The 11756-nt window shown below is 36.6% G+C and carries 12 protein-coding genes; 11 read left to right on the top strand and 1 reads right to left on the bottom strand.

What is annotated here, in order from left to right; genetic code table 11:
• Nucleotide 1 precedes the first annotated feature (1 nt).
• From pseC to prfB, 11 genes are all read left to right on the top strand, one after another.
• Nucleotides 2-1144, top strand: coding sequence for a UDP-4-amino-4,6-dideoxy-N-acetyl-beta-L-altrosamine transaminase (gene pseC / locus AC1DCY_RS19260; RefSeq protein WP_477352779.1), 1143 nt, complete (start codon nucleotides 2-4; stop codon nucleotides 1142-1144).
• A 223-nt stretch (nucleotides 1145-1367) separates the two neighbouring features.
• The gene (locus tag AC1DCY_RS19255) at nucleotides 1368-1754 is read left to right on the top strand and encodes a flagellar protein FlaG (protein ID WP_477352777.1); all 387 of its coding nucleotides are present in this window, start codon (nucleotides 1368-1370) and stop codon (nucleotides 1752-1754) included.
• Between the two features lie 28 nt (nucleotides 1755-1782).
• Nucleotides 1783-4197 (top strand): flagellar filament capping protein FliD, encoded by a 2415-nt coding sequence (gene fliD / locus AC1DCY_RS19250; protein ID WP_477352775.1) that lies wholly within the window; start codon nucleotides 1783-1785, stop codon nucleotides 4195-4197.
• A gap of 30 nt (nucleotides 4198-4227) precedes the next feature.
• Nucleotides 4228-4587 (top strand): flagellar protein FliT, encoded by a 360-nt coding sequence (gene fliT / locus AC1DCY_RS19245; protein ID WP_477352773.1) that lies wholly within the window; start codon nucleotides 4228-4230, stop codon nucleotides 4585-4587.
• Between the two features lie 75 nt (nucleotides 4588-4662).
• A complete protein-coding gene (gene fliS / locus AC1DCY_RS19240) occupies nucleotides 4663-5073 on the top strand; it encodes a flagellar export chaperone FliS (protein WP_477352771.1) in 411 nt (136 codons plus the stop codon).
• Nucleotides 5074-5392: 319 nt separating this feature from the next.
• Nucleotides 5393-5776 carry a PilZ domain-containing protein gene (locus tag AC1DCY_RS19235; protein ID WP_477352769.1) on the top strand — a complete coding sequence of 128 codons (384 nt, stop codon included), beginning with the start codon at nucleotides 5393-5395 and terminating at the stop codon, nucleotides 5774-5776.
• 175 nt (nucleotides 5777-5951) lie between these two features.
• Nucleotides 5952-6503, top strand: a complete 552-nt coding sequence (gene hpf / locus AC1DCY_RS19230; protein WP_049668100.1) for a ribosome hibernation-promoting factor, HPF/YfiA family — start codon at nucleotides 5952-5954, stop codon at nucleotides 6501-6503.
• 157 nt (nucleotides 6504-6660) lie between these two features.
• The gene (locus AC1DCY_RS19225; RefSeq protein WP_477352767.1) at nucleotides 6661-6795 is read left to right on the top strand and encodes a hypothetical protein; all 135 of its coding nucleotides are present in this window, start codon (nucleotides 6661-6663) and stop codon (nucleotides 6793-6795) included.
• 15 nt (nucleotides 6796-6810) lie between these two features.
• Entirely contained in the window at nucleotides 6811-9324 is a 2514-nt protein-coding gene (gene secA, locus AC1DCY_RS19220; RefSeq protein ID WP_477352765.1) for a preprotein translocase subunit SecA, read from the top strand.
• Nucleotides 9325-9778: 454 nt separating this feature from the next.
• Complete coding sequence (locus AC1DCY_RS19215) at nucleotides 9779-10324, top strand: competence protein ComK (RefSeq protein ID WP_477352764.1); 546 nt, start codon at nucleotides 9779-9781, stop codon at nucleotides 10322-10324.
• Nucleotides 10325-10484: 160 nt separating this feature from the next.
• A protein-coding gene (gene prfB, locus AC1DCY_RS19210) for a peptide chain release factor 2 (protein WP_477352762.1) occupies nucleotides 10485-11589 on the top strand; the annotation gives its coding sequence in 2 pieces (ribosomal slippage) (nucleotides 10485-10559 and nucleotides 10561-11589; 1104 coding nt in all).
• Nucleotides 11590-11653: 64 nt separating this feature from the next.
• Here prfB and AC1DCY_RS19205 read toward each other — a convergent pair.
• Nucleotides 11654-11756, bottom strand: a 103-nt coding sequence (locus AC1DCY_RS19205) for an IS3 family transposase (protein WP_477349455.1), incomplete at its 5' end; no start/stop codon positions are given.

The following is an 11756-nucleotide window of genomic DNA, read 5'->3' as shown; positions in this document are numbered from 1 at the left end:
GATGAATAAGTTTGAATCTTTTTTATCATACGGTTGTCAATCTATCAGCGAAGAAGATATACAGGCAGTAATTGAAACACTGCGCTCTCCTTTTTTAACACAAGGTCCAAAAATAAAACAATTTGAGCAGACTATTGCTGATTATGTTGGTGCACAATATGCAGTAGCTTTTTGCAACGGAACAGCGGCACTTCACGCAGCGTGTTATGTGGCAGGAATAGGTGAAGGGGATGAGGTAATCACTTCACCTATTACATTTGCGGCTAGTGCTAACTGTGTACGCTATATGGGGGGAGAGGTTGTTTTCGCAGATATCGATGAGAAGACATATAACATTAATCCCACTGAAATAAAAAAGAATATTACCTCACGTACAAAGGCAATAATCCCTGTTGATTTTACAGGGCAGCCAGCAGATATGGATGCAATCATGGATATTGCATGTAAACATAACTTAGTTGTTATTGAAGATGGAGCACATTCACTAGGTGCTGAATATAAAGGTAAAAAAGTTGGGACACAAGCTGATATGACAATGTTTAGCTTTCATCCCGTTAAGCCGATTACGACAGCTGAAGGTGGTATTATAGTAACAAATGATGAGGAATACTATCGTAAATTACAATTATTCCGTAGTCATGGCATTGAGAATACTGAATATTCTGCTAATCAGGGTGGATGGTACTATGAAATGATGGATCTTGGTTATAATTATCGTATGACAGACTTACAGGCAGCACTCGGCTTATCTCAGGTGAAAAAACTTGATACATTCATTCAACAACGTCGTGACATCGCAGCTTTTTATACCGAAGCATTTCAAGATGTTAAAGGAATTATTGTTCCACAACAGCTAGAAGGAACTAATTCAGGTTGGCATTTGTATATGCTGCAGCTTAATGGGATTTCTCGAAAGTTTGTGTTTGAGCAAATGAGATCGTTGAATATTGGTGTTCATGTACATTACATCCCGGTCTATTGGCATCCTTATTATCAGCAATTAGGTTATGAACGTGGATTATGCCCGATTGCAGAAGCTTGGTATGAAAAAGCGTTGACTTTGCCCATTCATCCAAATATGACAGCAGAAGCTTTGTCAATTATTGTGAAGAATATTAAAGTATTATTAAAACAAGTGAAATAAGTAGGTTAATTCAATTAAATTAAATATATTAGTTCCAACGACATATTATTTATAAAGAGACTCCTCAGATTCAGACATTATTGTTTAAATCTGAGGTTTTTTAATTATGTTTTTTTGCATTACATAAAAGATCACATATATTTGTTTAGCCAAAAAAGTGAAACAATACAAAGTGCTTCCGATAATAATGATAGAGAATGAAAAGTTTAGGAGGTTGAGTTAAATGCGTATTGCATCGCGGGAGCAGCCAATTGAAACGAATACTGCACCATCTAATATAAAAGCAATGAATATGCAGGGAGATATGACGCCTAATGTTTCAATGGTAACTATTTCTCAACCGGTAGGAGAAAAAACGACTACTGTTGGAGAAGAGCAGGAAATTTCAAAAGAAAAATTACAACAAGCGATCGATGTTGTAAATGAATTTTTGGCAATAAATCACAGTTCTTCGAAATTTGTATATCATGAAGGTTTAGAACGCTATTACGTAACAGTGGTGAATGTAGAAACAGAAGAAATTGTAAAAGAAATTCCACCCAAAAAGCTGTTGGATGCATTTTATGAAATGCAAAAAATGCTTGGAATGATTGTAGATGAGAAGATATAAGATTGTTTAAAACTAGGAGGGAAATGTTATGGTAATGAGAATTGGTGGATTAGCATCTGGAATGGATATCGATGAGTTAGTAAAAAAGTTAATGTCTGCTGAAAGAGCACCATTAAATAAATTATATCAACAAAAGCAAAGGTATGAATGGCAACGTGATGCATATCGTAGCGTAAATACAAAACTTAAAACATTTGATACTTATATTGCAGATAATTTTGTGTTGAAAAGTTTAATTTCTAAGACTGCTACTAGTTCAAATTCTGACTTAGTGTCAGCTACTGCGACAGGAAAAGCATCAGGATCACTTTCAATTGAAGGGGTTTCACAACTAGCTTCTGCAGCTCGCGGTTTAAGTGATAAACAGATAAATGCAACTGGATCTACTAAAGTTAGTGATTTATTCACAGACAGTCCAATGCCTACGACAATTGAATTGAAGGCTATCGATTCAAATGGAAAATTAGCTACAAAAGACACATCAATAGGAATTGATGCTAATACTACTATTGATCAATTAATAAGTAAAATTAATTCGAGTAATGCTGGAGTTACTGCAATATTTGAACAGGGTAAATTGTCAATAACCGCAAAAAATACCGGTTCAAATAAAGATGGTAGTGGTGAAGTGCAAGTATCTACCGGAGGAGAAATTTTCGGTAAGCTGGGATTTTCAGCATTAGAGGGACAATCAGCAGGAGTATTAGCATCGGGTGGTAAAAATGCAATATTCCAAATGAACGGAATTACAACTGAACGGACATCAAATAATTTTACAATTAATGGCTACAATATAACTTTGAAAAATACATTTAATACAGAAAAAACAACGGCAGAAAGATATAATGCTGCTTATACAGAATGGAAATATACTAGTAGCCAGGATTATGAAAACTTAATTAAAAGTGCAGAGCAAGCAAAAATAAATGCGGAAAAAGATTATAATAACGCAAATACTGCAAACTTAGACGCGAAAAATGAATTGTTTGGAAATGCTGTTATTTCTGATAAGGATAAAGACACGTTTAAGAAAATTAATAATCCACAACTAGTTCGTAGTTTAACAACAGAAGATTTTAATGGTATTAATGGTAATTCCTTCAATACTAAAGAGGATTATCAAGCTTGGTTAAATGATTCATCTGAAAACGATGCTTTAAAAACAAAATTAAAAAATGCGAATGTTACGTTTGGACAGTATCAAGCAATGCAAAGTTTAGGGGAAGAAAAGTTAAAAAGTTTATCGACACAAGCTATCTATGACTCAGTAGGTACTAACTTCTTTAATGGATTAACAAACGAGGAAAAAGAATTATTAAAAAATGAGTTTATATTCCCTATAAGTGAGGAAGATTTTGATAATCAGTTAAAAGTCTGGAAAGAATCGGCGGATCCAACTGAAAAAGCTTTGGGAGAAAAATTGTCAAAATTAAACGCAGCACAAAAATCAAATCTACATCAACTTTCTTCTAATGAAGAACTTGATAAAATGACGATTTTAGCTAATGCGACAGCTGATGAAAAAGCCAAATTAGCAGAAAAGAATAGAACTGAAAATGAACACAAAGCATTAGTAGATCGTCAAAATAAAGCATTAGTAGATTTCAAAGATGCCTATAAGCAACAATTTGGGCAAGAAGTTGATTTGACTCAACCAAATAATATTCCGGAAAAAGTTAGTAGCCCACCAAGTACAGTTAACCCAGTTACAATGACATCTACAACGAATGTTGATGATATGATGACAAAGATTAAAGAGTTTGTTAATACTTACAATGGTTTCATAAAAGATTTAAATGACCAATTAAAAGAAACGAAATATCGTGATTATACACCACTTACTAGTGAACAAAAAGAAAAGATGTCTGAAAATGAAATTAAACTTTGGGAAGAAAAGGCGATGAGTGGTTTACTTCGAAACGATACTCTTATTCGAAATGGCTTGTCAGAAATGCGATCCTTAGTTTATCAATCAAACCCAGCTATCACAGACTCAAAATTTAATACGCTCTTTAGTATTGGTATTACGACATCTAAAAACTATAATGATGGCGGTACTTTGGAAATCAATGAAGAAAAATTACGTAAAGCTTTAGAAGAAGATCCGGATGCAGTGGAAAAGCTCTTTAAAAATAGTGAAGGTAAAGAAGAAGACATAGTTGATGGTAAAACTGTAGATACACGGGGCTATTTTGACAAACTACGGTTTGGATCAATGAAATCATTACAGGTTAATATTGAGAAAAAGGCTGGGCGCTCTACGATGACGGACGCTCAATATGCAATAGGTAAAAGCTTAATCGATACAGAAAGTCGCATTGATACATGGAAAAGAAAGCTCGAAAGTGTTGAAGCTCGATACTGGAAACAATTTACCGCTATGGAGCAAGCAATCAATAAAGCAAACCAGCAATCAAGTATGTTTATGCAAGGTGCAGGTTGAGGCTTCTAATTCGCAAGGTAGGAGAATGTTATGCAACTAATAGATCAACTATTGCAGATGTCAGCTAATTTATTCAAACTTTTGGGCGACACTCCAAAAGGTGAAGAGCGCGATGAGTATATCGACAACATCAACAGTATGTTGGATAAGCGTGGGAAAATTATTGAAGATTTAGTACAAGAAGGATTTCGATTCGACGAACAAAATCGAATTCATCGAACGTTACTTGAATTAGATAATGGAATAAAAGGACGATTGGCTGCTGTCATGAGTGCCGTAAAGCAGGATATGGCAAACTTACAGAAAACGAAAAAAAGTGAAGGACAATACTTTGATCCATACTCGAATGTGCGTGTGATGGATGGGATGTATTATGACAAAAAGAATTAACATTTACCTATTCGCTTTTCTTCAAAAATGGTTTAAACTAGTAAATAAGTAACCTTTCAAAGGAGTTGTCCTTTATTGGCAGCAAATTTAACAGCACAAAATGCGTATAAACAAAATAGTGTTACCACTGCTTCCCCTGGTGAGCTGACGTTAATGCTCTATAATGGATGTTTAAAGTTCTTGCACAAAGCAAAACTGGCAATTCATGAAAAGAATATCCAAGAAAAAAATGCAAATCTTATAAAGGCGCAGGCAATTATTAGCGAGCTTATGGCGACATTGAATATGGATATCGAAATATCAAAAAATATGTTTGCACTTTATGAATATATGAACCATCGTTTAGTAGAGGCAAATATTCAAAGTGATGTCGCAATAATTGAAGAAGTTGAGGGATTAGTGGCGGAATTCCGTGATACATGGAAGGAAGTTATTCGCATCAATCGACAGCAGCAATTCGGTCAGGGAAACGCTGGACAAATTTAGACAACATAGAGGCCATCGATTCAAGATGGTCTCTTTTCTTTGCGAGAAAAACGAGACACGGCATTTACATCATACAAAAGAGAACCATTTAACTTCTTTCAGAGTTAAAGCCTCCGGCGGATGTCACGGAAATCGGAAAGGAATACTTTGTGCAAGCACAAAGCCGATTCCGGACGCAATTATGCCGAGGCATAATTGATTTAGTCATAAAATAGGTCTTTAATCGGCAAAATATGTTACTTATTCCCTCTAGATGTAAAACATGCATCGTGTCATAATCAAGCTAAATAGATGTTTAGAATAGTATTGGGGTGGGTAGATGATATTTAAACGCCAAGAAGGCTTTCGATTTAAGTTCGATGAGCCTGTAAAAATGACTTTTGCAATATATGAGGATGGTAGAGTCAATCAAGCGCAAACGGCAATGGCTGACTTGCTTGATATTAGTCCACGAGGTTTAAAGATGTTTACTGAGGTGGATTTAGGTGTTAATCCTCCTCCGTTGGATTTACGTTTTGTGCTTGATACTAGAGAGGTACGAGCTTATGGTGAAATAATTTGGAGCCGTCCCTTTGGCAATGGCAAGCAATATGGCGTGAATTTCAATGACCAAGAATCGGTTGAAGATTTGATTGTTGAAGAGTTGAAACTGCGCCGAAGAAAAGAAGCAGATGAGGCAAAACTAAACAGTATTAATTCATAAAGTAAAACATTCAGCGGTGGGGATTTTGCTCATCCCATATCTAACTTTTTTACTTTCGCAGATGCTACACATTATTGTAGGAAAAAAATTTTTTAAAAAAAAAGAATTATTTTAGAGGAATTTCGCAAACTTGTGTAGAAGTATAAAGTATAGCAGTTATAAAGGAGGAGTTTACATGTTAAACTTTAACATTCGCGGTGAAAATATTGAGGTAACTCCAGCTATTCGAGAGTATGTTGAGAACAAAGTCGAGAAAGTTGAACGTTATTTTAACGAAGATGTTAACGCCAACGCTAACGTAAATTTAAAGGTTTATAATGACAAGCAAACTAAAGTGGAAGTTACAATTCCAATGAAGAACTTAACTCTTCGTGCAGAAGAGCGTCATAATGATATGTATGCTGCAATTGACTTAATCGTTGATAAATTAGAACGTCAAATCCGTAAGCATAAAACAAAAGTAAACCGTAAATTCCGTGAGCGTGAAGGTACAGGCCTTTATTTTGCTACTTCTCAAGCAGCAGCTGATGCAGTAACAGAGGAAGATGAATACTCTATTGTTCGCACAAAGCAATTTGATCTAAAACCGATGGATCAAGAAGAAGCTGTCTTACAAATGAATATGCTAGGGCATGATTTCTATATCTTTACAGATGCAGAATCAAACGGCACAAATATTGTCTACAAACGTAAAGACGGTAAATATGGCTTAATTGAAACAACTTAAACTTTAATATGTACAAGGGCTCTCGCGAAATGCGGGAGCCTTTTTTATCTTCATTCAGTAGAAAATTCTTATCTCTATAGGTGATGGAATGATTGCAGGTATATCTTTTCACCAAACGCCTACAGAATGAAGATAAGCCTCTGGAAGATGTCACGCATTGTTTATCTGCGCGAAAGCGAAGCGGCAGCTACAATTACGCCAAGGCGTAATTGATATGATTTCATTTCATGCTAAGGACTCTGTTTGCATGAAACTGTTACACAATGGTAAAATGGAAGTTGAGACTATATAGGAAGTGAAAAAATTCATGGCAAACCTATTAAATAAATTATTTGATTTCAATAAACGTGAACTAAAAAAATTAGAAAAAATCGCTGACCAGGTTGAGGGATTCGCTTCTCAAATGGAACAGCTTTCAGATGATCAATTACAAGCGAAAACAGAAGAGTTTAAAAAACGCTATGCCGACGGAGAGCATTTAGATTCGATTCGTGCGGAAGCTTTTGCCGTTTGTCGAGAAGGGTCAAAGCGTGTGTTAGAGATGTACCCATTCCGTGTACAAATTATGGGTGCTGCGGCATTAGATGAAGGTAATATTGCGGAAATGAAAACCGGTGAAGGTAAAACGTTAACAGCTACAATGGCTGTTTACCTAAATGCTATTACTGGTAAAGGCGTACATGTTGTGACAGTCAACGAATATTTAGCGAGTCGTGACGCTGAGGAAATGGGGCATTTGTATAATTTCTTAGGCTTAACTGTCGGTTTAAACTTGAACAGCTTGTCAAAAGAAGAAAAACGTGCAGCCTATGAAGCTGATATTACGTATAGTACAAACAATGAGCTTGGCTTTGACTATTTACGTGATAATATGGTGCTTTATAAAGAAGAACGTGTACAACGTCCGCTACATTATGCAGTAATCGATGAGGTTGACTCGATTTTAATTGATGAAGCGCGTACGCCATTAATTATTTCGGGTCAGGCTGGGAAATCAGCGCAGCTTTATAAACAGTCTAATGCGTTTGTTCGTATGTTAAGTGCGGAAACGGATTACACGTATGAAGAGTCGACAAAAGGTGTTACGTTAACAGATGCTGGTGTTGAAAAAGCAGAGAAGGCATTTGGCATTGATAACCTATTTGATTTGACACATGTTCGTTTAAACCATGCGATTAACCAATCGTTAAAGGCACATGTAAGTATGCATAATGATGTTGATTATGTTGTACAAGAGGGCGAAATCATTATTGTTGACGGCTTTACAGGTCGTTTAATGAAAGGTCGCCGTTACTCAGATGGACTGCATCAAGCAATTGAAGCTAAAGAGGGCGTAGAGATTCAAAATGAATCGATGACGATGGCGACAATTACGTTCCAAAACTACTTCCGTATGTATCAAAAGCTTTCGGGTATGACAGGTACAGCGAAAACAGAGGAAGAGGAATTCCGTAATATTTATAATATGAGTGTTGTGGCGATTCCTACGAATAAGCCGATTGCTCGTGATGACCGTCCGGACTTAATTTTTGCTTCGATGGAAGGGAAATATAAAGCGGTAGCGGAAGATATTGCAGAGCGCCATAAAGCAGGACAACCTGTTCTTGTTGGTACTGTTGCAATTGAAACATCTGAAATCATTTCTAATTTATTGAATAAACATAAAATCCCACACAACGTCTTAAACGCGAAAAACCATGAGCGTGAAGCGGAAATTATTGCGAATGCTGGTACGCAGGGGGCAGTAACAATCGCTACGAACATGGCTGGTCGTGGTACGGACATTAAACCTGGAGAAGGTGTAATGGAGCTTGGTGGTTTAGCGGTAATTGGTACGGAGCGTCATGAATCTCGTCGTATCGATAATCAGCTGCGTGGTCGTTCTGGTCGTCAAGGGAACCCAGGGGTTACTCAATTCTACCTGTCACTAGAAGATGAATTAATGCGTCGTTTTGGTTCCGATAATATGAAGAACATGATGATGAAATTAGGGATGGATGATTCACAGCCATTACAATCTAAAGTTGTTTCAAGAGCAGTAGAATCAGCTCAAAAACGTGTTGAAGGTAATAACTTCGATGCTCGTAAACGTCTATTACAATATGATGATGTGTTACGTCAGCAACGTGAGATTATTTATAAAGAGCGTTATGACGTATTAGAAACAGAAAATATGCGTGTACTTGTTGAGTCTATGATTCAAGAAACAATCGACAATGTTGTCGCATTGTATACGCAAGGTGAGCAAAAAGATTGGCACTTAAAAGCAATTGATGACTTTGTCTCAGCAAATCTATTAGATGAAGGCGATCTGAAGGTGGAAGATTTCCAAGGTAAATCTGCAGAAGAGATTAACCAGCTAATTTCTAACGCTGTCCAAGTGCGTTATGATGAAAAAGAAGAACAGCTTACACCAGAGCGTATGCGTGAATTTGAAAAGGTTATCTTACTACGTTCAATTGATACAAAGTGGATTGATCATATTGATGCGATGGATCAGCTACGTCAAGGTATCCATCTTCGTGCATATGGTCAAAATGACCCACTTCGTGAGTATCAACAAGAGGGCTTTGCTATGTTTGAGGATATGGTCGCATCCATTCGCGAAGATGTAGCAAAATATGCGATGAAGGCAGAAATCCATAATAATTTAGAGCGTGAGGAAGTTGCAAAAGGTCAAGCTGTTAATCCGAAAGAGGATGGCGGCGGTTCAGCTCCGAAAAAGCAACCTGTTCGTAAGGCTGAAAATGTCGGACGTAATGATTTATGTCCATGCGGAAGCGGTAAGAAATTTAAAAACTGCCATGGTGCAGGTCAATAATATTCGTAAAAGATCATTTTAACTTTATGTTAAAATGGTCTTTTTTTCTATGGTTTAGTACGATACGCCTAGCAGTTAGCTAAGACTCTAGAGAATGTGAGAAAATCGCCAATCAGTCGGGAGGTTTTTAAATCAGAGTTTAAACGAATTGGAATATTAGAAAATTCAGAAAAAAGTATATAATACTACAACAATAGGTAAATAGTTCAATGAAAAGGGTAATGCTTATAACTTTTTTCTGATTTATTATGAATGTATAAATAGTTTGAAAGTTTTGATAATTGCAACCGGTTCTTTGAATAAAGGGGGTGATTCATGGGTGGGTATTAAAAATCCTCGAGAAAAGAAGTCCTGGCCAGACCTTCTCGAGGAAATACATTGGAGTATACCAATATGTTTATTAGTATACTCCTCTTTACTAGAAGAAAAAAATTCTTTTTTGAGGAGGATTGACGTGCATAGTGATGACATTATGAGTAGTGAAACGATGCTGTATATACCGGAGTATGATGCACATGGTAACTTGTGTACACGTGTAATAGAAAGGGATTACGAATATATATCAAAATTAGCACCGACAAAATTAATGGACTATAATCTACGTTATTTTGGTTCAAGCTTAAGGGGGGCTCTCGATGGATCGAAAATGATACTTGGAAAGCTGAATAAAAATCCAATAGTAGTTCATGAACAAAGTAATATTGTATGGTTTCCAAGTAAGTCTTATTTACGACGTGAATGTATATGGTTTGCTGTTCATCATATCCAAGACTATCTAGCTGTCGATAAAAAGAATACAAAAGTAATTTTTATGAACGGCTATGAAACTAATGTGGATCTAAGTGTTAGAGCATTTGAAAACAGAATTCAAAGAGCTTTTTTACTAAAATATAAGCTAGAGAAACGAACAAAGAACTTACTAGTTCAATATGATCAAGGTAAAGTATTCCAACGCATGGCGAACGACGTTATCTTTGAGGATGAAGCTGAAAAAGACTGAAACGAATGCTGTGTTGTAAAAAAGTATGTTTTCCCCCGTAAAAACGTTATAATAAAAAGATCGGGGCTTTTAAAAATGAAGTATCAGTATTTTGAAATCATTTTTTACTGATGTTAAAACTTCAAGTTTGCCCCATTAATAATGTTCGGAGGATTTAACAATGATTGAATTAGCAGATGTACGTAACGCGTTAGACACTTCAGCCAAAAAATTGGCGGATTTTAGGGGGTCTCTTTGACTTAGAAAACAAAGAGGCACGCATTCAAGAATTAGATGAAATGATGCTTGAGCCAGGTTTCTGGGATGATCAGCAAGGCGCACAGGTAATCATTAATGAGAGTAATGGCTTAAAGGCAACAGTTAATGAGTATAAAGATTTATTGGAAACGTATGAGAACCTAGATATGACACTAGAGCTAATGCGCGAAGAGCCTGATGAAGAATTGCAGGAGGAGCTAGGCAATGAATTAGTAGAATTCCAGCAAAAAATGGGCGATTTTGAGCTGCAATTACTATTAAGCGGTCCATACGATCAAAATAATGCGATTTTAGAGCTGCACCCAGGAGCAGGTGGTACGGAATCTCAGGATTGGGGCTCAATGCTGCTTCGTATGTACACACGCTGGGCTGAAAAACGTGGCTTTAAAGTCGAAACAGTTGATTATCTTCCAGGCGATGAAGCAGGTATTAAATCTGTAACATTGTCGATTAAGGGTCATAATGCTTACGGATATTTGCAAGCAGAAAAAGGTGTCCATCGTTTAGTACGTATTTCACCGTTTGACTCTTCGGGTCGTCGTCATACATCATTCGTTTCTTGTGATGTTATGCCTGAATTCGATGACAATATTGAAATTGATATTCGCACAGAGGATTTAAAAATTGATACGTATCGTGCAACAGGTGCAGGTGGTCAGCACATTAATACGACAGATTCAGCTGTTCGTATTACGCACATGCCAACTGGTACTGTCGTACAATGTCAGGCAGAACGTTCACAAATTAAAAACCGTGAAAAAGCAATGACGATGTTAAAAGGGAAACTCTATCAATTAGAGATCGAAAAGCAGCAGGCACAGCTAGATGAAATCCGTGGTGAACAGAAGGAAATCGGCTGGGGCTCACAAATTCGTTCATATGTATTCCATCCATATTCAATGGTGAAGGATCATCGTACAAATGAAGAAACAGGTAATGTAGGAGCAGTGATGGATGGTGATGTAGATCCATTCATTAATGCATATTTACGTTCAAAAATCGGGTAATGAAAGCCCCTCAGAGGCATGAACTGCTCCCTGTCAAGTAGACAGTGGAAATAATAAAAAGCTTTTAAGCGGCTTTAGCCCTGTATTCTAATGGGCTTAAGCCGTTTAATCGTTCTTGGTATCTATCGTTATTGTAAAACTGGATATAATCCTCAATCGCTTGTTGT

It is taken from the genome of Lysinibacillus sp. 10T31 (assembly GCF_056394365.1).
Note: the sequence above shows the minus strand (reverse complement) of the source record. Positions and strands in the feature narration are given on the sequence as shown.

Excerpts from the sequence above, each read along its gene's own strand:
- pseC (WP_477352779.1), top strand. The coding sequence starts at position 2 with ATGAATAAGTTTGAATCTTTTTTATCATACGGTTGTCAATCTATCAGC.
- AC1DCY_RS19255 (WP_477352777.1), top strand. The coding sequence starts at position 1,368 with ATGCGTATTGCATCGCGGGAGCAGCCAATTGAAACGAATACTGCACCA.
- fliD (WP_477352775.1), top strand. The coding sequence starts at position 1,783 with ATGGTAATGAGAATTGGTGGATTAGCATCTGGAATGGATATCGATGAG.
- fliT (WP_477352773.1), top strand. The coding sequence starts at position 4,228 with ATGCAACTAATAGATCAACTATTGCAGATGTCAGCTAATTTATTCAAA.
- AC1DCY_RS19235 (WP_477352769.1), top strand. The coding sequence starts at position 5,393 with ATGATATTTAAACGCCAAGAAGGCTTTCGATTTAAGTTCGATGAGCCT.
- hpf (WP_049668100.1), top strand. The coding sequence starts at position 5,952 with ATGTTAAACTTTAACATTCGCGGTGAAAATATTGAGGTAACTCCAGCT.
- secA (WP_477352765.1), top strand. The coding sequence starts at position 6,811 with ATGGCAAACCTATTAAATAAATTATTTGATTTCAATAAACGTGAACTA.